General features: G+C 59.8%; 19 protein-coding genes and 1 tRNA gene. 8 read left to right on the top strand and 12 right to left on the bottom strand.

Annotation, left to right across the window (positions count from 1 at the left end; all coding sequences use genetic code 11):
* Position 1: 1 nt before the first annotated feature.
* From ACP7D4_RS07870 to ACP7D4_RS07840, 7 genes are all read right to left on the bottom strand, one after another.
* Positions 2 to 1,759: a type VI lipase adapter Tla3 domain-containing protein gene (locus tag ACP7D4_RS07870; protein ID WP_426208513.1), complete on the bottom strand. Its 1,758-nt coding sequence runs from the start codon at positions 1,757 to 1,759 to the stop codon at positions 2 to 4.
* The gene (locus tag ACP7D4_RS07865; RefSeq protein ID WP_426208512.1) at positions 1,756 to 4,137 is read right to left on the bottom strand and encodes a T6SS effector phospholipase Tle3 domain-containing protein; all 2,382 of its coding nucleotides are present in this window, start codon (positions 4,135 to 4,137) and stop codon (positions 1,756 to 1,758) included. Before ACP7D4_RS07865 ends, ACP7D4_RS07870 begins: the two co-directional genes overlap by 4 nt.
* 10 nt (positions 4,138 to 4,147) lie before the next feature.
* Positions 4,148 to 6,892, bottom strand: coding sequence for a type VI secretion system Vgr family protein (locus ACP7D4_RS07860; protein WP_426208510.1), 2,745 nt, complete (start codon positions 6,890 to 6,892; stop codon positions 4,148 to 4,150).
* A 384-nt stretch (positions 6,893 to 7,276) separates the two neighbouring features.
* Positions 7,277 to 7,352 (bottom strand) — tRNA-Lys (locus ACP7D4_RS07855).
* A 61-nt stretch (positions 7,353 to 7,413) separates the two neighbouring features.
* Complete coding sequence (locus tag ACP7D4_RS07850; RefSeq protein WP_426103305.1) at positions 7,414 to 9,219, bottom strand: GspE/PulE family protein; 1,806 nt, start codon at positions 9,217 to 9,219, stop codon at positions 7,414 to 7,416.
* A gap of 20 nt (positions 9,220 to 9,239) precedes the next feature.
* A complete protein-coding gene (locus ACP7D4_RS07845) occupies positions 9,240 to 10,025 on the bottom strand; it encodes a spermidine synthase (protein WP_426103304.1) in 786 nt (261 codons plus the stop codon).
* Between the two features lie 123 nt (positions 10,026 to 10,148).
* Entirely contained in the window at positions 10,149 to 10,706 is a 558-nt protein-coding gene (locus tag ACP7D4_RS07840) for a glycine zipper 2TM domain-containing protein (RefSeq protein WP_426103303.1), read from the bottom strand.
* A gap of 353 nt (positions 10,707 to 11,059) precedes the next feature.
* Here ACP7D4_RS07840 and ACP7D4_RS07835 point away from each other — a divergent pair, with 353 nt between their 5' ends.
* The 5 genes from ACP7D4_RS07835 (at position 11,060) to ACP7D4_RS07815 (ending at position 16,133) form a co-directional block, all read left to right on the top strand.
* A complete protein-coding gene (locus ACP7D4_RS07835; RefSeq protein ID WP_426208509.1) occupies positions 11,060 to 11,458 on the top strand; it encodes a barstar family protein in 399 nt (132 codons plus the stop codon).
* 81 nt (positions 11,459 to 11,539) lie between these two features.
* The gene (purN, locus tag ACP7D4_RS07830; RefSeq protein WP_426103301.1) at positions 11,540 to 12,166 is read left to right on the top strand and encodes a phosphoribosylglycinamide formyltransferase; all 627 of its coding nucleotides are present in this window, start codon (positions 11,540 to 11,542) and stop codon (positions 12,164 to 12,166) included.
* 12 nt (positions 12,167 to 12,178) lie between these two features.
* Positions 12,179 to 13,513 carry an RsmB/NOP family class I SAM-dependent RNA methyltransferase gene (locus ACP7D4_RS07825; protein ID WP_426103300.1) on the top strand — a complete coding sequence of 445 codons (1,335 nt, stop codon included), beginning with the start codon at positions 12,179 to 12,181 and terminating at the stop codon, positions 13,511 to 13,513.
* A 14-nt stretch (positions 13,514 to 13,527) separates the two neighbouring features.
* A complete protein-coding gene (locus ACP7D4_RS07820; protein ID WP_426208507.1) occupies positions 13,528 to 14,823 on the top strand; it encodes a mechanosensitive ion channel family protein in 1,296 nt (431 codons plus the stop codon).
* A gap of 110 nt (positions 14,824 to 14,933) precedes the next feature.
* Positions 14,934 to 16,133 carry a DesA family fatty acid desaturase gene (locus ACP7D4_RS07815; protein ID WP_426103298.1) on the top strand — a complete coding sequence of 400 codons (1,200 nt, stop codon included), beginning with the start codon at positions 14,934 to 14,936 and terminating at the stop codon, positions 16,131 to 16,133.
* A 77-nt stretch (positions 16,134 to 16,210) separates the two neighbouring features.
* Here ACP7D4_RS07815 and ACP7D4_RS07810 read toward each other — a convergent pair whose 3' ends face one another.
* Entirely contained in the window at positions 16,211 to 16,954 is a 744-nt protein-coding gene (locus tag ACP7D4_RS07810; RefSeq protein ID WP_426208505.1) for an NUDIX hydrolase, read from the bottom strand.
* Positions 16,955 to 17,096: 142 nt separating this feature from the next.
* Here ACP7D4_RS07810 and ACP7D4_RS07805 point away from each other — a divergent pair, with 142 nt between their 5' ends.
* Both ACP7D4_RS07805 and ACP7D4_RS07800 read left to right on the top strand, forming a co-directional pair.
* Complete coding sequence (locus ACP7D4_RS07805) at positions 17,097 to 17,666, top strand: 2OG-Fe(II) oxygenase (protein WP_426208503.1); 570 nt, start codon at positions 17,097 to 17,099, stop codon at positions 17,664 to 17,666.
* Between the two features lie 29 nt (positions 17,667 to 17,695).
* Entirely contained in the window at positions 17,696 to 18,172 is a 477-nt protein-coding gene (locus ACP7D4_RS07800; RefSeq protein WP_426208502.1) for a low molecular weight protein-tyrosine-phosphatase, read from the top strand.
* A gap of 102 nt (positions 18,173 to 18,274) precedes the next feature.
* Here ACP7D4_RS07800 and rpmG read toward each other — a convergent pair whose 3' ends face one another.
* Both rpmG and rpmB read right to left on the bottom strand, forming a co-directional pair.
* Positions 18,275 to 18,445, bottom strand: a complete 171-nt coding sequence (gene rpmG, locus ACP7D4_RS07795) for a 50S ribosomal protein L33 (protein WP_197422130.1) — start codon at positions 18,443 to 18,445, stop codon at positions 18,275 to 18,277.
* A gap of 10 nt (positions 18,446 to 18,455) precedes the next feature.
* Positions 18,456 to 18,692 (bottom strand): 50S ribosomal protein L28, encoded by a 237-nt coding sequence (rpmB, locus tag ACP7D4_RS07790; protein ID WP_426103294.1) that lies wholly within the window; start codon positions 18,690 to 18,692, stop codon positions 18,456 to 18,458.
* Positions 18,693 to 18,896: 204 nt separating this feature from the next.
* Here rpmB and ACP7D4_RS07785 point away from each other — a divergent pair, with 204 nt between their 5' ends.
* Positions 18,897 to 19,394, top strand: coding sequence for an MgtC/SapB family protein (locus tag ACP7D4_RS07785; protein WP_426103293.1), 498 nt, complete (start codon positions 18,897 to 18,899; stop codon positions 19,392 to 19,394).
* Positions 19,395 to 19,458: 64 nt separating this feature from the next.
* Here ACP7D4_RS07785 and radC read toward each other — a convergent pair whose 3' ends face one another.
* The gene (radC, locus tag ACP7D4_RS07780; protein WP_426208501.1) at positions 19,459 to 20,136 is read right to left on the bottom strand and encodes a RadC family protein; all 678 of its coding nucleotides are present in this window, start codon (positions 20,134 to 20,136) and stop codon (positions 19,459 to 19,461) included.
* Positions 20,137 to 20,217: 81 nt separating this feature from the next.
* On the bottom strand, positions 20,218 to 20,463 hold the full coding sequence (locus ACP7D4_RS07775; protein WP_426208500.1) for a hypothetical protein: 246 nt from the start codon (positions 20,461 to 20,463) through the stop codon (positions 20,218 to 20,220).
* Positions 20,464 to 20,498: the final 35 nt, after the last annotated feature.

Here is a 20,498-nt window from a genome sequence, read left to right as displayed (position 1 = left end):
TCTATTGCTTGTAATTTTCGGGATCGACGGCAGGCGTGCCGTGATGCTGGAATACGTCGCCGCCATTTGGATGGTGCTGGGTCTTGCGCAGCGCCTCGGATGGCGGACTGACCATGATGATGCTCGCCTCATTCGGGTCGCGCATGTTGACCGCAGCGCTCACGCCGCCGGCGCGGTAGCTGCCCATGACGCCGATGGCCATTTGCATGAACAGGGTGGCGGCGCCGGTATTGCCCAGCCGGCGGTCGGTATCGATCAGCAGGCCCGGAGCGCTGCCCGTCAGCTCTGGCCCGCCCTTGGACGCGTGCTCGTTCAGTGCTCCGTGCAAGACGCGCATCTGATCGGTATTGCCGCCGGTAGCGACGATGACGCGCGCGGGAGCGGCTTTTCGTTGCGCCTCTGGCAGCGTTTGCAATGCCTGATCCCATCCGGCCTGCATTGCCTTCTGGCGCTCGTCCGCGCGGATCAAAGGGTGGCCGTCCTTGTCGATAAATTTAACGAACGTCGGGCGGTGAATGTAGCCCAGGGTCGGCAGCCTGTCGAATTTTGCCAGTTGGGCCTTGTTCCATGGGATAGGGAACCATGGCGTTGGCTTCCATTCTTTTGGAGGGCGGTGGCCCCCTTGGGCAAGATCGCTGAGCAGGTCGCGGGTGCTGGTGCCGGTGCCGTTGATCTCGGGGCGATGGACGAATTGCGCCGTGGCCGTCAACCACTCTGAGACCACCGGTGGCCGATCCACGCGCATGTCGGAGTGCGGCAGGGAACGTGAGAGCGCGTTATAAGCGAGGAATAAGCGCCGGGCAAAACCGTGCTGATTGAGCTTTTCCACGGTCGCCCTGTCGTCGTCCATATCCTCGAAGGCGAAGGGCCGCACCGCGTCCACCCGTTCGCGCCGGGCCAGCACGAACAGCGCGGAAGCGTCTGGCATTGCGGGAATGGCATTGCCGTTGGTTGACAGCGGTGGCGTGCCTGGCGCGCGGGCCATGTTGCGTATAAACATGTTGTCGGAGGAATTGAGAACGATGTAGGGGACATCGGGATATGCATCGAAGAATGCAAATACATCCTCCAGAATGCGGTCGGGGCGTTCGTCGAAACGACGCGGGCCGGCAACGAACAGATGGAATTGCATGCCGGACGAATTGGCGCCGTCGGCCAATCCCATGGCGGGATCGTTCGGCTGATCCATCATGTCGGGAGCGTGAATCGGCGCTACAGCATTGAAAACCGGCACGCCCCAATACGTCGGCGTATCGTTCGCGCCGTTCTCGAGCGTGTTGCCGCCGCGGTTTCCGGACTGGCCGTCCCGCTCGTCCACGCTCCATGGGTACTTGTTCTTGTCTTGCTCGCGAATAGTCGTGTGTGGACTACCTTTTTGCAATTCATCCCACAAGGCCCCTTGACGATATTTGTCGAGCGTCACGCCAAGGCCGATCACCTCCAGCGCGTATTCCCGTTTTGCCTGGGCGGTGAGGACTGCAGGCTGCGGCGCCTGGACCTGCGCCTGGGCCGCCGGCTGCGAGTTTTTCGTCGCCATTACCCAACGGGCGCCGGCGAACAACGCTATTACCGTTACCGGTCCTGCAACCCACCACCAAAGTCGAACTCCCATCGTCTGCTCCTGTGACATTAAACTGACTGGCTGAACCACCGACATGACGAAGATTGTCCACAGCGGAATCAAGATGATCATCGCAATGGCGCAGCCCACCAAGTATCGCCCAAGTTTTGGCGGCCCCGTCATCTGACCTGAACTCATTTGGTCGCTCCCGGCTTGACGCTACGGGCGACGGGCTTGACGATGGGTCGCGACGCATGCGGCATCGCCGTTTTATCGGCGGTTCTTTGACAAATCACCGCCGTTGGCAAACCCGCAGTAAGGGACGGTACGCAGGCCGGGAGCACACCGGAACTGTAGTATCTGGCATTGCCTTCAATCACATCCTTGCGCCACTTAGGTTCCACCGACCAGTAGTTGGCGGTCGGGTTGTTGGGGTCCGCCGACGGCGCCCCCGCAAATGTCGTCAAGAATTTTTTCCAGCTAAAAATCCCATCGCGTAGCTCGTCCACCCTCCCTATCTTCAATCGCCAGTCCGCTACAGCGCACAGGTACGCGTAAAAAATCGGATGCGACGAAGCGAGACCACCGCCAATGGCGACATCATAGGCCGTCACGTTGGCATGGTTGGCTTTGTTGCCGAAAATTGCGCCGTGGAAGGACTTAGGACTCACTTCGTTTTGCCATCGCATGCGCGCCTCGTCCGGCGTTTCCTTGCGCTTGACAAGTAGCTGCTTGGTTGGCAACAAGTCTGATCCCTGACAGCTGAATACTTGTATCACCACGCACTGCTGGGTGACTGGTTTGCCTTCGTTCAAGTACTTCTGCACCGGCCCCACCTTATCTGATCGCTCGAGCGCCTTGCCTTGAAAGAGGTGTGGTACCGGACTGTCGCGGGACGTACCTCTCACTGCCCTTGTATCGACCGGACCCGGATCCGTAATGCTGACCCACGTATCGAAATATCCTTTAGCGCTGGCGACCGCAATTGCTGCGTCAATCGGGTCTACTTCTTCGCAAGGGCCTTGTTTATCGCGGGGCAGATTGCGCTTGGCCTGCAGCGAAGCGGCGGGGATGGCCGCTTCCCCCGCTCGCAATTGTGCCGCTACTGGCGTTGGCAATTCTTCACCGTTAATAGTGCGAATGCCTTCGCGCATGAATTCGGCATGCGACTGCTTCGATTCCATAAACATCGTGCCTGGGTCTACTACGGGCCAGTCGACGCCCCGCGATGTGCCGCGATGTCCGCGGTTATCGGCTGCAACGTGCGCCCCCATGTCCTCCTTCTTGAGGCGCAATGCAAAATCATAGGGTGGCTTTCTTCCCAGTAAGACTGGTCCTTCTTTTTTGGTAGCGAGATCGAACCGCCGTTTGAAGGTGAAGACGCGCTGATAAAACCCCGATGCGGGAGGGGATCCGACTTTCGTGGTCAATTCCGCCATCGCTGGTCGAACGGGCGCACCGGGCTCGCCGTACGGGCCATCGCGCACAAAGTCCGCGATGCCTTGCCAGCCGATGCCGTGCAAGTGGTCCAGCGCGACGGTCATGTCTTCCGGCGAAAAATACACATAGACCTTGCCGCGGTTATCTCTGTCGTTCCCCGCTACCCATTTGGCACCGACCATGCCGCAATGTTTGGCATGATCGTCGAGGGTGGCGAAGACCGGCGTTGCAGACTTTTTTCGCGCAACGCCCTGAACTATATTGATTAGCGTGTCCAAACGGGCGTTCAAGCTCTGCCGACCGTCAAGATGGGCATAGTCGGCGCTTGTCATGGCCGTGTTCGACTGGCCGGAAAACACCTCGGCAGCTGCCATCAGGCCGGTCGTGCGCGCCTCTAAACTATAAGGGGAATTGACGAGAACAAGCGTGTCAGCCGGCCGCGCGCCCATATCTAGCAGAAACGCCTGCGCGAGCAAACTGATGACAGTTCCCTGGCTGTGGGCGACAATGGAGACCACTTCGTTTTCGTCATAGTCGCGGATCATCGAGATAAGCGCTGCCAGTCTCTTGGCCGCCAAAATCATGTACATCCGGCCCGGGGCGTTCAGAACCGGGCGGATCGGGTCGCCCACGGGGTCGGTTGGAGCACCCGTTCCCCTGTTCCACATGTCTGGAATAGTGCCGGTGGCATTGGCGAACGGGCCGCCCCCTTTCGACAGGTCCTTGTCCAGCCGATTGCCGTTGCGATCGGTTCTCTGTCCAAACGCGGCCCGGGCGGCGTCCGTTTCTTCTCGGTAGCCCCAGTAAAACGGAATGACGGGACTAAAGGTCTCGTTGGTGACATGACGCTTGAAAAACAAAGCATCCGGGTCGTCGACGAGCTTGCCCTTGTCGTCCACGGTCGGCATGCGATAGCCCGCCGGCACCAGGCCGACCGACAGGCGCTTGTTCAACCCGGCGCACAAGCCTTCCTCGACCGCGCTAAAACCCACCCCGACGTCGTTCACGCCGTGAATGACAATGACATTGCCAGGCAGGTCCGGCTTGACCGCCACGGTCTTGTCGGACTTACGGCCGGTTTGCAGGACGCTGGTGTCTTCGCCGCCAACATAAGGTATTTTTGAGTAGAGTGCCATGGTGTAGCCCTTACGCGTTTTGCTTCAAGATGCGAATGGCGGCAATATGCATGGCGTCGCGCTGCAGAAGGTCCGTCTTGCCCTGCGCGTCGCTGACGCCCTTGAGGAGGCTCCCATCGGACATGTCGATCTCGTAGTGGACGTTGGGCGCGATGACCGCGCTTTCCCCGAACGGGTGGTACTGGAGCGTAAATTTCTGGTCGGGAGCGCCACCGCTAAAAGTGGGAAATTCAGTCGCCATTGTTGCTGGGCCACCAAACGGGAAATTCGCTGCCTTGTGGGCGATGTCTCCCTTCGTGCCAAGCGTGATCCCGCCGCCGATCTTGATGAAGGAACCATCTTCGGCGATGACGTGAATTTCCTTGGCCATCAGTTTGATCGCGCCATTGGTGGCCGTTAAATTGATGTTCTTGTCGGCGTTGATATGGATGTCGCCGTGCTGGCTTTGCATCAGCAGGTCGCCGTTGTGCGCAATGACCTTGATCCCATCGTGATGCGCAAACATTGAAATGCCCTTGCCCGCGTTTAGATTGAAACGCTGGCCAGCGGTCAACTGAAGGTGCTGCTGAGCCACCGTATCGATGTTGGCGCCGGCATAACTGACGATGGTCTTGGGCGTCGTGAAGGCCAGGCCGGCGGGTGCGGTGACGCTGATGCTCGGCTTGCCCCCATCGCCATTCGGTTCCGTGTTGCTGCCAGCCGCGGCCGCCTCGACGTCCTTTCTGATCTCCGCCTGCGGCGCGGCGTCGAGGGCCAGTGCTTGATTCTCGGCAGCATACTGACCAAGCGACTTGAACAAGTCCAGGCAGTCCTGCATCAGCCCAAGGTGCTCTTCACTGCTTAACTGCTTGCCGCAGGCATCGAGCCGCTTCCATGCCGAGATGAGAAGCGACTTGGCAGTGCGGATAGTGCCACTGTCGTTGGTCGTCAGTTCGAAGCCCTCGCCCCGCGCGTCGGCTTTGCCGTCGCAGCGCGGGTGAGTGAGGTAACCGAGATTGAGCTGGCTGTGTCCGTGTTCGCTTTCCAGCTGCGCGCTGATCTGCCCCGGCGTATCATCCATCCGCAGCTGGTTGTAGCGCTGCGCCTTGACTTCCTTGCTCCGGATGCCGGACAGGTATCTGTCGCCGGGCAGCTTGCTGGTGCGACTGAAGGAGGGCGGCGGCGTCTTGGCGCCGTGCACGCGGCCGACGATCAACGGTTTGTCCGGGTCGCCCCCCAGGAAGATAACCACCACCTCGTCGCCTGCGCGCGGCAAGGATATCGCGCCATACTGCGCACTGGCCCAGCTGCCGGCAAGCCGCAGCCAGGCGGAGTCCTTATCACTGTCGGATGTACCCGCGCCCTGCGCATGCGCGTGGTCGGGTACGCGGCACCCCGGGAAGCGCACTTTGACGCGGCCGAATTCGTCGCAATGGACTTCTTCATTGACGGGGCCGACCACGGTGACTGTTTGCGCTTCAGTGCGGGGCAGGTCAAACCGTGGGTCATAGGCGGGTACGATGGGTATGCCGCGCCGCACGCAGGTGAAGTGATTGGTATAGCGCACACCGCGCTCGAAGCTTGCTTGTTCAAGGTCGCCGCTGCTGCCGCCCCAGTGATTCAGCGCGAACAGGCGGCGCACCCGCTCGTCGAGCGTCTTGGGGAGATTGTTTTCGGCCTCGATACGCAGTTCCGTGATGATAAATTCGCGTTCCTCGGCAGGGTGTGAGTCTATCTCCGGATGGCCCGTGACAGCATTCCACTGGCCGCAGCACATGTTGCGGTCACTGCCTTCGCCTTGGAAGAATTTTGACTCGTACTCTTGCCGCTGCATGCGTAGCGCGCCAAGGCTGCGGTAATCCGTGGGATCATCACCGGCGTGTGGGACGTCAATCAAATAGTCATCCAGACTGGCCGCGAACTGATTGCCGAGGATCCCCTGGTCGTTGCCGCTGATGTCGGCGCTGCCCATCGACCATGCTTGCGCGTAGTCCCAACTGCGGCGCGTGACGTTCCCCGCTGTCAGGGTTCGAACCGCTTGCCAATTGGTGATGGTGTCGCGCATTTCAGTGCCGGCGTCGCGATGGTAGCGCACAGCACCCGCGGCGTTTTCCTTGAGCGACATGGCATCGTCGAACAAAACCAGAGTGTGCACGGGCGTCTGGTCGTTTCCCCGGTCGGTAGCCGAACCAGGTTGGACGAACCAAGCGATACCGCGCCGTTTCCATAGACGGCGCAGAAACCCCGCATTCGATTCGTTGTACTGCATCGTGAATTCACGCGACGGATAGCTTTTCAGGTACCCGAGATCGAAGTTGAACGCGCGCGCCGCTACCGGATTGGCTTCGCGCCATTCCCGCAATATGACGTTGGTGATATCGACTTCGCTTGCGTTGCGAAAGACGCGCGTGTTGCAGGTTTTCTCGAAGAGCGAGAATGCATCGCGCACGATCAACTGGTAAGTAGCCAGAGCGCCATCGGCGTGCCCTTCCACCACGGCGCCAACGATGCCGCACACGGAGCGCAAGCCACCTGAATCCGTCACAAACTGCAATTCGACGGGATTGGCGATGAATTGCTTAAGCTGCATGCCCGCCTTGGTGGACACGCACAGCAAAGCGTATTCGATCCCGCCGCAGATTGTTTCTACTCCGCTCACTTGTTTGACCAGCAACAGATCGTCGACGACGCCTTTCTCATTGGACAGGCGCAAACGAATGGGGCGATTCGCTTCTGTGAGGCCGCTAAGGTCAAGGGGGAGATTGCTCAAGTTCATGCACGGTCCTCCAGCGAAAGGGCGCCTTGTTATCGTGGCGGGCGCACTGCAAGTGCGCGAAGAAAGTTGCTTAGTGAACTTATGCTAAGAATGTTATCGAAACAGGAAAAACAGAGGCTCCGCGAAACGTGAACTGGCGACGGTAATAATCGCGCCTTGTCGCCCGGCAGAAAATGCCGTTGGGAAACCATAAATTTGGATGGGTTGCGAATTTCGGTGTTGAGTTGCATCAAGCAATCCGGCTTGTGTTCCGCATGGTTCAAAACGCGACGGTCCGGCTCGGCGGGACGGTACCAAAACACCCAACGCTGCCAGTTCACAAGCCGAAATGGCGCGCAAATGCAAAAAGCCCACAAGTTACCTTGTGGGCTTTTTGGGTATTCGTGGTAGGCCGTGCGGGATTCGAACCTGCGACCAACGGATTAAAAGTCCGCTGCTCTACCAGCTGAGCTAACGACCCGAAGAGGCAATATTATAGCCGCTGAATTGGTTTTCCGCTAGGCAGTTTTTTTACCTGTCGTTTAATTGGTCAGCTTGGACGTGACCTTGAGCACTTCCTCAGCCGTGGTCAAGCCCTCCATGATCTTGAACGCACCCGCAATGCGCAGCGGCTTCATGCCATCCTTGACCGCCTGCGCGCGCAGCGACGCCAGGTTGGTTTCCTTGCCGATCATCCTGGTAAAGTCTTCCGAGATGGTCAGCAGCTCGTACAGGCCCGTGCGGCCCCGGTAGCCCGTCTGGCGGCATTCCGGGCAGCCGACCGCCCGGTACACCTTGGCCGGCTTGGGCATGTTCCAATTGCCGCCGATGCTGTCCCACACATCGTCCGCAATCTCGCCATCGTCTGACTTGCAGTGCTTGCACAGCGTGCGCACCAGGCGCTGCGCCATGATGCCGACCAGCGTCGCTTCCAGCAGGTAATAGGGCACGCCCAGTTCGAGCAGGCGCATCACCGCCGCCGGGGCGTCGTTGGTGTGCAGCGTCGAGAGCACCAGGTGGCCCGTCAGCGCGGCCTGGATCGCCATTTCTGCGGTGGCCAGGTCGCGGATCTCGCCCACCATGATGATGTCCGGATCTTGCCGCATCAGCGCCTTGACGCCGTCGGCAAAGGTCAGGTCAATCGACGGCGTGACTTGCATCTGGTTAAAGCTCGGCTCCACCATTTCAATCGGGTCTTCCACCGTGCACACATTCACTTCCGACGTGGCCAAGGCCTTGAGCGTGGTGTACAGCGTGGTAGTCTTGCCCGAACCGGTCGGCCCGGTCACCAGGATGATGCCGTGCGGACGCACCGTCAGGCTGTCCCAGCGCACGGCGTCCTCGGGCGGAAAGCCCAGTTCAGGCAGCGTCTTGACGACCACGTCGGGATCGAAAATACGCATCACCATCTTTTCGCCAAACGCGGTCGGCATGGTCGACAGGCGCAGCTCGACTTCCTGGCCGCCGGAGGTGCGCGTCTTGATGCGCCCGTCCTGCGGGCGGCGCTTTTCAATCACGTCCATGCGCCCGAGCAGTTTGATGCGCGCCGTCATGGCGATCATCACCACCGCCGGCACCTGGTACACCTGGTGCAGCACGCCATCGATGCGAAAGCGGATCGACGCGATTTCGCGCTTGGGTTCCAGGTGAATGTCGGAAGCGCGCTGCTCGAACGCGTATTGCCACAGCCAGTCGACGATGTTGACCACGTGCTGGTCGTTGGCGTCGAGCTTGTTCGATTTGCCCAGTTCAACCAGTTGCTCGAAGTTGTTGCGCAGCGCCAGGTCCTGGCCCTTGGACTTGTTGGCATCCTTGATGGTCTTGGCCAGGCTGAAAAATTGCGAAATATACTGGGCAATGTCGAGCGGGTTGGCCAGCACCAATTCGATGTCGCGGCGCGAAATCTTGGCGATTTCACGGGCCCAGTCGATATTGAACGGCTCGGCCGTGGCCACCACCAATCTGGTCGCGCTCAATTCCACCGGCAAGATGTTAAAGCGCGCCGCGTAGCTGGCCGACATCACGTCGGCAACCTTGGTGAAGTCGATCTTGAGCGGGTCGATGCGGATGAAGGGCAGGTGAACCTTGCCGGCCGCCCACTCGGTCAGCGCGTCAAGCGTCATCAAGCGATTCGGCGGCAATGCCGAGACGATCTTGCAAAGCGCCACAGCCGACAGCGGATGCATCGCCACGGCATTTTTGTGGATCCCCTGCGCGTGCGCGAACTGGGCCTTCACCGTGGCTTTTTCGACAATGCCGTCGGCCAGCAACCAGGTGAAAATGGCTTGCAGGTCGAGCGCCTTGGGCCGGGTCTTGGGCGCCGTTTCTTTATGGTGTTCTGCGTTCAAGTTCGCTCCGGTTGCGTTGCTTATTGCACTGCAGTCTTGATACCCTTGACCCACGATTTGGCCGGCAGCTTGGTGGCGGCCACGATCTGGAGCGCGCGCGCGGTCAGCACGTCAAAGTCGAGGGCAGGGCGGGCCTGGAAGCAGATCGCCACTACATTACCATCATGCACTTCAGGCAGGCAAATGACGTGCGCGAAGGCGAATTTCATGGCCTTGATGTTGCGAGCAAAGCTGGGGTGGTCGCCAAACAGGTTGACCGTCATGATACCGCCCGGCGCCAGGCAGGCGCAGCAGGCGCGGTAGAACTCGGGCGTGTCGAGCACCGGGCCGCGCGCGGTTGCGTCGTACAGGTCGCACTGAAGGACGTCGAACGCGTCGGCATTGGCCGGGTCGTTGACGAAGTCGAGCGCGTCCATTTCAATCACGTTCAGGCGCGCGTCGTTGGGCGGCAGCTTGAACATCGAGGCGCACACCGTCACGACCGCGGCATTGAGTTCAACCGCGGTGACGCTGGCTTCGGGAAACTGGCGGTAGCAAAATTTGGTGAGGGTGGCGGTCCCCAGACCAAGCTGGGCAATGGCGCGCGGCTGTTCGAGAAACAGCATCCAGGCCATCATTTGTTGCGCGTATTCGAGTTCCGGCCAGTCGGGCTTGCGGATGCGCATCGCGCCCTGGACCCATTCCGTGCCGAAATGCAGGTAGCGCACGCCATCCTGTTCAGACAGCGTGACGGGGGCAAATTTGGGTTTGCGCGCGGGACGGCGCGAGGATTCGACTTGTTCGATGGATTTTCGTTTGATGAGCATAAGGGGCCTGGTTCGATCGCCCATTATCTGTTGGTGCCTTACCGTAGTGCAAGCGAAAAAAACCACATCGTCCCCGGGGGCGGACGATGTGGCGGTCGTGCTGGGGCGCGATTTACCTAGCGATCAGTACTGGTCCGGCTCCACCGTCACGCGCAGGCGCACCCGCTCGCCCGGATCGCGCTGCATGAAGCTGGTGTAGCTGCGGCCGCGGTAATCGTACGTGACGTCATAGCCCATGGTGCGCGATTCGTACGCGTCGACCATGCGGCACTGGCGCACCGCCTGCTCTTGCGGATACTGCGACTGCGCGTACTGGCCCTGGTCCACCGGACGGCCCTGGTTGCTGATCCGGTCGCCCGCCACGGCCCCGGCCATGACGCCGACTGCCGTTGCTGCCGCGCGCCCGCTGCCGCCGCCCACCTGGTTGCCGATGATTCCGCCCGCAATCGCACCCAGGATGGCGCCGCCGGCGCTGCGGGGCTGCTGCTGATACTGCGGCTGCGCATACTGGGATTGCCCCTGTACGTATTCGGTGCGGCATTCTTCGCGCGGCTGGCGGATTTGCTCGGTGCGCGGCTGGACGCGCAGGACGCGGCCAAATTCTTCAAACTGGGCGGCGCTGGCGCCCGGCACGGCGGCGGCGCCCAGGGCAGACAGCAAAAGCGTGATAGACAGTTTCATGATTACCTCTAGGTCGTTATTACGTGCAATTTGACAGGCTGGCTTGCGCCATGCTTGTATGGTAATCCGGTCCGCGCCTTTTACGTAAGTCTCGTGGCAACAAGATGTAACAGCAAGTGGCGAGAGCCACGCAGCACCGCACAATCAACGCATGACTTCGCCATGACCCGTAAATTTAGGTAAAACCTTCTGATTATTAACAAATATTGCGTTTGAAATCACATTCGGGTTGATTCAAGTTACACAAAACGTTACCCTTATACGATTAGGGGGTATATTGGCGCGTGGCAACCACCAACAGGCATTCGAGGATAGATAGCGCACCCGATACACCAGGACGACTTGAGGGAATAATGGATTTGTTGATAACAGTGCCGCCCAATCTTGTACAGTCCATCCGTGCTTTCCGAGTTGTGGAATTGCAGGAGGAAGCGGGGCGCCTTGGCCAGCATTTTTTGTATGCCCATTGCGCCAACACGCTGACCAAGCAGCAGGTGTGTGGACGGATCGGCGAAAGCTTTCATTTCCCCAAACCCTGCAGCAAAAATTTTGACGCACTGCGCGAGGTATTAACCGACACGATCAGCAAGGCGGGCCCCCAGCCCGGCTTCATCGTCGTCATCGAGCAACTGCCCAATACCCAGAAATTCGACAAGGAAGCGCGCGAAACCTTGCTCGACGTATTTCGCGACGCGGCCGACTTCTGGGCCGAGAAAAAGGTCCCGTTCCGCGTGTTTTACTCCTTCGAGTAAGGCCGCAGCGGGCTGCTGCACTGCAACATATTTTTCCTGCCTGCTTGGTCCGGCTTCCCGCTCAGGGTACAATGCCGCCTTATGAAAAACATTGTGATCCTCATTTCCGGTCGCGGTAGCAACATGGAAGCGGTCGTGCATGCAGCGCGGGCCGAGCAATGGCCGGCGCGTATTGCGGCTGTCATCAGTAACCGGGCCGATGCCAAGGGGCTGCAATTTGCGCAGTCGCACCACATTCCCACGGTCGTCGTTCCCAACAAGGATTACGCCAGCCGCGAACAGTTCGACGCTGCCTTGCAACAAGTGATCGACGGTTTTGCGCCCGATCTGGTGGTGCTGGCCGGCTTCATGCGCATCCTCACGCCTGCCTTTGTCGACCATTATGACGGGCGGCTGTTGAACATCCATCCGTCCCTGCTGCCGCTGTTTCCCGGGCTGCACACGCACCAGCAGGCAATCGACGCCGGCGAAAAAATTCACGGCGCCACCGTCCATTTCGTGACCGCCGAACTTGATCACGGGCCGGTGGTGGCCCAGGCCAGCGTCGACGTGATGCCGGGCGACACCGAAGACACACTGGCCGCGCGCGTGCTGGTGCAGGAACACCAGCTCTATCCACGCGCGATCCGCCTGTTCATCGAGGACCGGCTCAGTATTGATCAGGGCAAGGTTCGGATCGCCGAGCCACGTCACGAGTCAACAAAATAACCAAGGAATACCATGAGATTGCCACCAGCAATACTCGGCAATACAGAAGAAGTATTGCGCGAGATTTTGCGTTTTTCGGCGCCCGCCGATTCGACCTTGTCGCGTTACTTCAAGGACCACCCGCGCCTGGGCTCGCGTGAGCGCGGCGCCGTTGCCGAAGGCATTTATGCCATCTTGCGCAACAAATCCTTTTTCACCGACTTTGCCGAAGCGGGCCAGAGCCCGACCATGCGCCGCCTCACCATCCTCGGCCTGGCCGAAGCGGTGGGCGCCGACGCGCTGGGCGGCCTGACCGAAGAAGAGACCGCCTTCCTGGAACGCATCAAGGAAATCGACCGGACCCTGATGCCGGCGCAGATGCGCACCAACCTGCCCAAGTGGCTGTTCGACAAATTCGTCGCCCAATATGGTGAAGCGGAAACGCTGGCCCTGGCCGACGCCTTGAACCAGCCCGCGCCGCTCGACCTGCGCGTCAATTCGATCAAGGCCACGCGCGACGAAGTGCAGGCCGGCTTGCTCGAAGCGCCGATCGCGGCGCTGCCGATGCCGTATGCGCCGCTCGGCCTGCGCGTGCTGAAAAAGCCGTCGCTGCAAAACCTGCCGCTGTTCAAAAGCGGCGCAATCGAAGTGCAGGACGAGGGCAGCCAGGTACTGTCGCAGATCGTCGGCGCCAAGCGCGGCGAGATGGTGGTCGACTTTTGCGCCGGTGCCGGCGGCAAGACGCTGGCGCTGGGCGCGCTGATGCGCAACACGGGCCGCCTGTACGCCTTTGACATTTCCGAAAAGCGTCTCGCCAAGCTCAAGCCGCGCCTGGCGCGCAGCGGCCTGTCGAATGTGCATCCGGTGCAGATTGCGCACGAGCGCGATGCCAAGATCAAGCGCCTGGCCGGCAAGATCGACCGGGTGTTGGTCGATGCACCGTGCAGTGGCCTGGGCACCTTGCGCCGCAATCCTGACGTCAAGTGGCGCCAGAAGGTGGAGGCCGTGGCCGAAATGCAAGTCAAGCAAGCGTCGATCCTGGACGGCGCGGCGCGCCTGCTCAAGGGCGGCGGGCGCCTGGTCTACGCGACGTGCAGCTTGCTCAACGAAGAAAATGATTTCATCGTCGAACAATTCCTCGCCGCGCACCCGGAGTTCGACCTGGTTCCGATGAGCCAGGTATTGGCCGAGCAAAAGATCGACCTGGAAATGGGCGACTATCTCAAGCTGCTGCCGCACAAGCATCATACCGACGGTTTCTTTGCCGCCGTCATGCAGCGCAAACCGATCGAAAAGAAAGCGCCGCGCGAACAGCCGCTTGACGACGCCGACGCCGACGCCAACCCTGACGCCGACGCTGCGCAATAAAGCGCAGCGAGCCTATGCCACTACATAACCTGCTGACCGACCTGTTTGGCGACATCCACAAGCCAGAGATCGTCTGGCAGGCGGGCATCATTGTTGTGTGTGTGGCGCTCGGCTGGTTGCTCGAGCGCCTGTTGCGCGTCAACGGCAACGGCGCGCTGCGCGTGGGCGCGACCAATTTCCGCGATGTACTCACGCCCGCATTGATTGCGGCGCTGATTGCCATTTCTAAACTTGTCGCCAAAGCGTACCTGGGCAACGTCAATCTGTTGAAGGTGGCGCTGCCGGTGTTCGGTTCGCTGGCCCTGATCCGCCTGGCGTTCTACTTGCTGCGCGGCGCCGTCGCGCGCCGCGGAACGGTGGGCGCGACCCTCGTGACGTTCGAAAAAATCTTTTCGCTGCTGGTCTGGCTCGGGGTTGCCCTGTACCTGACCGGGCTGTGGGGCGATGTGTTCCTGTTCCTGGACACAACCACGCTGCCGCTAGGCAAAAATCACGTCGCGCTATCGACCATCTTGCAGGCCGCGGTGTCGGTCGTCATCTTGCTGATGCTGGCCATGTGGGCCGGCGCCCTGATGGAAGAGCGTCTGATGGGCGTGGCAGGACTGCACAGTTCGCTGCGGGTCGTGATTGCGCGCATGAGCCGCGCGCTCCTGATCCTGGTGGCGGTGCTGGTCAGCCTGTCGCTGGTGGGCATCGACCTGACCGTGCTGTCGGTGTTCGGCGGCGCGCTGGGCGTGGGCCTGGGGCTGGGCATGCAAAAGATCGCCAGCAATTATGTGTCCGGTTTCGTGATTCTGATCGAGCGCAGCCTGGCCATTGGCGACATGATCACGGTCGACAAGTATTCCGGCAGAGTTACCCAGATCAATACCCGCTACACCATCTTGCAAGGCCTCGATGGCGTGGACACGGTGCTGCCCAACGAAATGCTCATTTCCGGTCCCGTGCAAAACCAATCGTTGTCCAATCCTAACGTGCAGGTGGCGACACAATTGACAGTGTCGTACGATAATGATCTGGACGCCGTGATCGCCTTGCTCGAAGCGGTGCCGCGCAATTTGCCGCGCGTGCTGGCCGATCCCGGGCCGGGTGTCGCGCTCAAGAAGTTCGGTGCCGACGGTTATGAACTCGAGCTTGGATTCTGGATCGCCGATCCGCAAAACGGTCGTGGCGGCGTGGTGTCCGAAGTGAACAAAGGCATATACGCGCTGGTGCGTGATGGAAAAATCAAGCTTGCATATCCGTCACGCGACATGCGTGAACTGGACGCGCAAATGCTGGCTGTATTGACTGGGATGACCCGTTCATAAATTGAAATCATTCGTTACCAGCGTGCCGTGCGGCACTTGTTCGACGTAAAATAGGTGTATTCCTCAGTTCTTGTGCAGGCTGGCGCGAGCGCCACTATTTTGGAGCAGTAATGGATTTGTTAAGTATGGTTTTCGATTTCCTGGTGCACGGTATTGTTGGATTGTCGGGATGGCAAGTCGTGATCTACACCCTGGTGGTGACCCACATCACCATCGCCAGCGTGACCATTTATTTGCATCGCCATCAGGCGCACCGCGCGCTTGACCTGCACGCGCTGCCGAGCCATTTTTTCAGGTTCTGGCTGTGGTTCACCACCGGCCAGGTGACCAAGGAATGGGCCGCCATTCACCGCAAGCATCACGCCAAGTGCGACACCGAAGAAGATCCGCACAGCCCGGTTACTCGCGGCATCCGCAAGGTGCTGTTTGAAGGCGCCGAGCTGTATCGCATCGAGTCCAAGAACCTGGAAACCATCAAGAAGTATGGCTCGGGCACGCCGGACGACTGGATCGAACGCAACGTCTACACGCGTTTTAGCTGGCAGGGTATCGTGCTGCTGTTTATCGTCAATTTTGCGTTGTTTGGCGTCATCGGCATCACCATCTGGGCAATCCAGATGGCGTGGATTCCGATCACTGCGGCGGGCATCATCAACGGCATTGGTCACTATTGGGGCTACCGCAATTACGATTGCGCTGATGCAGCGACCAACATCATTCCTTTCGGTATTTTGATCGGCGGCGAAGAGTTGCATAACAATCACCATACCTTTGCCACGTCGGCCAAGCTGTCGTCCAAATGGTACGAATTCGACATTGGCTATTTTTACATCCGCGTGCTTGAAGTGATGGGCCTGGCCAAGGTCAAGAAGCTCGCGCCCAAGCCGGCTTTCGACCAGGGCAAGGTGGTGGCCGACTTCGATACCTTGCAGTCCGTGATCGCCAATCGCTACGATGTGATGGCCAAGTATGCCAAGTCGCTCAAGGCGGCCTGGCGCGAAGAAGCGGCGCACCTGAAAACCAAGGCCGAGCTGGAGGCACGCTTTTTAAAGTCGTCGCGCAAGCTGTTGCAGCGCGAACCGGCCAAGCTGGAAGCGTCGCACAAGCAACAATTAGTTGAGCTATTTCAGCATAGCAAAGCGCTGCAGACCATGCATGAAATGCGTGTGGAGCTCGGCGCTATCTGGGAGCGCTCGCACTTTACGCGCGACCAGTTGCTGCAGCAGTTGCAGGACTGGTGCAACCGCGCCGAGGCATCGGGCATCAAGTCGCTGGAAGAGTTCTCGATGCGCTTGCGCAGCTACGCATAACGCGCCAGCGGCGCACCTTACTTCGCTAACACGGCTCCTTCGGGAGCCGCTTTTTTTTCAGCGGTTTCAGTGGTGTTTCAGCGCAACGCACCCATCGCGCGGGCAAAATACACGGTGGGCTGGCCTTGCCGGATGGTGTAGAGCTGCGCGGGACGGTTGCTGGCGTGGCGCTGCTTGCCGGGAATCTCTTCCAGGAAGTCGCCATCCATGATGCGTTTTCGAAACGCGCTCTTGTCGACCTTGCGGCCCAATACTGTCTCGTACACGTGCTGCAGATCGGACAGCGTGAATTCAGGCGCCAGCAAGTGCACCGGCAGCGACGTGTATTCCACCTTGTTGCGCAGGCGTAGCAGTGCCGTGTTGAAAATCTGCGCGTGGTCGAACGCGAGGTCGAGCCGCTCGGCCAGGCCGTCGACCGGATGCCACGAGGCCGCGTCGCTGCCGCCGCCGTGGGCCAGGCTCACGCCATTCGCATCGATCAGCGCAAAGTAGGCAAACGTGGCCGACCAGCCGCGCGGGTCGCGCGTGGCGCTGCCAAAGCCTTGCAATTGCTCCAGATAGGGCGCGTCGACGCCGGTCTTTTCGCGCAGTTTGCGCAAGGCCGTCGCGTCCAGGTCGGCGTCGCGCCGGATGTCGATAAAGCCGCCGGGCAGCGCCCATTTCCCCTTGCAAGGGTGCTCGCCGCGCTTGACCAGCAGCACTTGCAGCGCTTGCTCGCGCAGCGTGAAAATGACCAGGTCAACGCTGGTGAGCGGTACGTCGAATGCGTGAATATCGTATGTTTGAAGAAATTCTTGTTCCGTCATTTTAGTGGGCGACATGCTTTTCCTCTCGATGCAAGGGCAGATTGTACGGCGTCAAGGCGGTTGGTGGCAAACGAAAAATAAGTTAGTTGCAGTAAATAATTAAGTTGGCTATGATGAACTTATCGGCCTCGGCCTGTTATTTTCTGAAAGTACCACTATGAATGCGACCCTGCCCGTGAACAAGCTGACGCCGGGCGTCTTCACAATTGAACACTTTTTCAGCCCCGAGGAATGCGCGCGCTATATTGCGCTGGGTGACGACATTGGTTATGTTGAGTCTGAAGTGAACTTTTCCACCGGGTCGCGCCGCGCCGCAGAAATTCGCAACAATGACCGGGTCATTTTCGACGATGCAACGCTCGCCGCGACACTGTTCGAACGTGCCCGGCACATGCTGCCGGCTGAGGTTTCGGGCTGGCAGCTTTCCGGCTTCAATGAGCGGCTGCGTTTCTACCGCTACACGCCGCAACAGTATTTCAAGTGGCACAGGGACGGCTCTTTCGCCAAAGGGCCGGATGAAGAGAGCATGTTGACGTTTATGATCTACCTCAATGACGGCTTTGATGGCGGCGCGACCGAATTCAAGGTGGAAGTGATCCAGCCGCGCACGGGAATGGCGCTGGTGTTTCCGCACCGTGCGACGCACCAGGGGGCCGAATTGCTGCGCGGGGTCAAGTACGTGCTGCGCACCGATGTGATGTACAAGAACGTCAACGGCGTGGCGTGATTCCGGAAAGCCTGTGGGATGATTGCAACATGAAAATTACTTCCATCCTTTTCGTGTGCATGGCGAACTACTGTCGCTCCCCCACGGCCGAGGGCGTTTTCCGCGCCCGCGCCCACGCAGCGGGGCTGGCCGACCGGCTGCAGATCGATTCGGCAGGCACCCATAACTATCGCATCGGATGCGAGCCTGACCCGCGCTCGGCCGCTTGTGCGGCCAAGCGCGGCTACGACCTGTCGGGCTTGCGCGCGCGCCAGGTTGTGGCGAGCGACTTTGCCGAGTTCGACCATATTTACGCCATGGATAACGAGAACCTGTCCGCGCTCACGCGCGCCTGTCCGCCCGAGCATCGCCACAAGCTGGGCTTGTTCATGCAGTACGCCAGGCATGCCGATTCGGACATCGTGCCCGATCCCTACCAGGGCGAGGACGATGGCTTTGACCTGGTCCTGGGCTACATTGAAGACGCTTCCGACGGCTTGATCGAGCACTTGCGCCGACACGGATAGATCACACAGCAGGGCACACAACAAAGCACACAACACGGCCCATAACAAAAGAGCCGCGCACTTGCGTGGGCGGCTCTTTTGGTACTGAAATGGGGATCCGGATTACTTGATCTTTGTTTCTTTGTACATGACGTGCTTGCGTGCCTTGGGATCGAACTTCATGATCTCCATTTTTGCAGGCATCGTGCGCTTGTTCTTGTCGGTGGTGTAGAAGTGACCCGTACCTGCAGTCGATTCCAGCTTGATTTTGTCGCGGCCAGTTTTTGCCATGATAGCTCCCTAATTAAACTTTAACGCCACGGGCACGCATGTCGACCAAGACGGCATCGATGCCGACTTTGTCAATGACGCGCAGACCGGCGTTGGACAAGCGCAGGGAGACCCAGCGATTTTCCGATTCGACGAAAATACGGCGATTTTGCAGGTTAGGCAAAAAACGACGCTTCGTTTTGTTGTTAGCGTGGGAGACGTTGTTACCAACCATCGGGCCCTTGCCAGTTACTACGCAAACACGTGCCATAGCGCACTCCTAAAATAAATCCAAACTTGGAAAAGAAAGAGTATAGCGTGAAAAGCGCTAGAGAATCAACGACTTGTGAAAAACAATTGTGTCTTCTAAGATTATTAAACTTAACAATGTGCGACACATTGCAACGTTCGTGGGGCTGGGCAAGAATCCATCTACAATCTGGTCTGTCAAATACCAATAAAACAGGAGTTGCGCATGGAGCCGTGGTTTCAAGAATGCTGGATGACCGTGCAGGAAGAATTTTCCGATTTGGGCGATGCCTCGGACATTACCCGGGTGGTTGTGCGCCTGACGGTGGCGATCGTGCTGGGCGCGATGCTCGGCTACGAGCGCGAATCGGTGGGCGCCTCGGCCGGCCTGCGCACGCACATGCTGGTCTCGCTCGGCTCTGCCTTGTTCGTGCTGATTCCCTTGCAGGCGGGCATGCCTTTGATGGATGCGTCGCGTGTGCTGCAAGGCGTGACCGCCGGCGTCGGCTTTCTGGGCGCGGGCGCCATATTGAAGTCGGAGAACGAAAAACAGGTGACCGGGCTGACCACGGCGGCCGGGGTGTGGCTGACAGCTGCGATCGGGGTCGCGGCGGGCATGGGACGCGAGGGGACGGCCGTGCTAAGCGCCGTGTTTGCGCTGGCGATCCTGTCGCTTCTCAAGTTCAAGAGCCGGCGCGCGCGCCTGAAGGAGCTACGGGAATAGCGCTTGGCAGCGTCATGGATGGTTGAACATGACGAACGCCCGGGAACGGCGCAGCGCCGACGAACTACAGTTGGCCGTGCTCGGCAAAGGAGTGAACGCTCGCCTCGGCCACGACAAAATGGTCCAGCACGCGTACATCGACCAGCGCCAGCGCCTGCGTCAGCGCGCGCGTGAGCAGCAGGTCGGCCTCGCTCGGCTCGGCGACCCCGGACGGATGATTGTGCGCCAGCAGCACGCTGGCCGCATTGTGAACGAGAGCCGCCTTTACCACCTCGCGCGGATAGACGCTGGTGTGCGTGAGCGTGCCGCGGAACATTTCTTCGCTGGCAATCAAGCGGTTTTTTACATCCAGGAACAACACGACGAAGGATTCATGCGCCTGACGCCCCAGTTGCAGGCGCAGGTAAAGCCGCACCGCGTCGGGCGAGGACAGGGTGGTGCCGTCGCGCAGCTGCTCGCCGATGGCGCGCCGCGCCAGTTCCATGATGGCTTGCAACTGAGCGGACTTGGCGGGACCCAGACCGTGCACCGCCGACAGCTGCCCGGCGCCGGCGCCAAGCAAGGCGTGCAGGGAGCCGAAGGTGGCGATCAGGTCGCGCCCCAGTTCGACCGCGCTTTTGCCGCGCACGCCCACGCGCAAGAACAGCGCCAGCAGTTCAGGGTCCGACAACGCCTTGGCGCCTTCGCGGTTCATGCGTTCGCGCGGACGCTGCTGTTCCGGCCAGTCGCTGATGCTTCCCATCCACATTCTCCACCGGTCTACGGCGCCCGATTGCAACCGTGTTATTTGGACCGCTGAGGCAGGCTGGAGTTCGCGGCGCCGTCAAGCCTGGTAATTGGCATTGATAAAAAGCAGTGCCAGCGGGACGGTGGCGATGGCGACCAAGATCGGCGCCATCGCCAACAGGCGCACCAGGATGCCCGCTTCGGGATAGGTCGTTATCGTTTCCCGGTAGCCTTTCCAGCCGAAGAAAATCGATACCGGCAACAGCACCAGCAGCGGCACCACCAGCCAGGCAGTCAGAAACATCAGAAAAGAACAGAACAGCGAGAGTATGGCAAAGCCCATGATGGCGGCACCTGAAATGGGGAAACATGTAGCAT

Source organism: Massilia sp. TWP1-3-3 (assembly GCF_049897805.1).
GTDB lineage: Bacteria > Pseudomonadota > Gammaproteobacteria > Burkholderiales > Burkholderiaceae_D > Telluria_A.
The sequence above is the reverse complement of the archived record's forward strand: the minus strand, read 5'-3'. Positions and strand labels throughout refer to the sequence as shown.

Bases quoted from the DNA above. Each gene is read 5' to 3' on its own strand.
- ACP7D4_RS07870 (WP_426208513.1), bottom strand. From the start codon at position 1,759: ATGAGTTCAGGTCAGATGACGGGGCCGCCAAAACTTGGGCGATACTTG.
- ACP7D4_RS07865 (WP_426208512.1), bottom strand. From the start codon at position 4,137: ATGGCACTCTACTCAAAAATACCTTATGTTGGCGGCGAAGACACCAGC.
- ACP7D4_RS07860 (WP_426208510.1), bottom strand. From the start codon at position 6,892: ATGAACTTGAGCAATCTCCCCCTTGACCTTAGCGGCCTCACAGAAGCG.
- ACP7D4_RS07845 (WP_426103304.1), bottom strand. From the start codon at position 10,025: ATGCTCATCAAACGAAAATCCATCGAACAAGTCGAATCCTCGCGCCGT.
- ACP7D4_RS07840 (WP_426103303.1), bottom strand. From the start codon at position 10,706: ATGAAACTGTCTATCACGCTTTTGCTGTCTGCCCTGGGCGCCGCCGCC.
- ACP7D4_RS07835 (WP_426208509.1), top strand. From the start codon at position 11,060: ATGGATTTGTTGATAACAGTGCCGCCCAATCTTGTACAGTCCATCCGT.
- purN (WP_426103301.1), top strand. From the start codon at position 11,540: ATGAAAAACATTGTGATCCTCATTTCCGGTCGCGGTAGCAACATGGAA.
- ACP7D4_RS07825 (WP_426103300.1), top strand. From the start codon at position 12,179: ATGAGATTGCCACCAGCAATACTCGGCAATACAGAAGAAGTATTGCGC.
- ACP7D4_RS07820 (WP_426208507.1), top strand. From the start codon at position 13,528: ATGCCACTACATAACCTGCTGACCGACCTGTTTGGCGACATCCACAAG.
- ACP7D4_RS07815 (WP_426103298.1), top strand. From the start codon at position 14,934: ATGGATTTGTTAAGTATGGTTTTCGATTTCCTGGTGCACGGTATTGTT.
- ACP7D4_RS07810 (WP_426208505.1), bottom strand. From the start codon at position 16,954: ATGTCGCCCACTAAAATGACGGAACAAGAATTTCTTCAAACATACGAT.
- ACP7D4_RS07805 (WP_426208503.1), top strand. From the start codon at position 17,097: ATGAATGCGACCCTGCCCGTGAACAAGCTGACGCCGGGCGTCTTCACA.
- ACP7D4_RS07800 (WP_426208502.1), top strand. From the start codon at position 17,696: ATGAAAATTACTTCCATCCTTTTCGTGTGCATGGCGAACTACTGTCGC.
- rpmB (WP_426103294.1), bottom strand. From the start codon at position 18,692: ATGGCACGTGTTTGCGTAGTAACTGGCAAGGGCCCGATGGTTGGTAAC.
- ACP7D4_RS07785 (WP_426103293.1), top strand. From the start codon at position 18,897: ATGGAGCCGTGGTTTCAAGAATGCTGGATGACCGTGCAGGAAGAATTT.
- radC (WP_426208501.1), bottom strand. From the start codon at position 20,136: ATGGGAAGCATCAGCGACTGGCCGGAACAGCAGCGTCCGCGCGAACGC.
- ACP7D4_RS07775 (WP_426208500.1), bottom strand. From the start codon at position 20,463: ATGGGCTTTGCCATACTCTCGCTGTTCTGTTCTTTTCTGATGTTTCTG.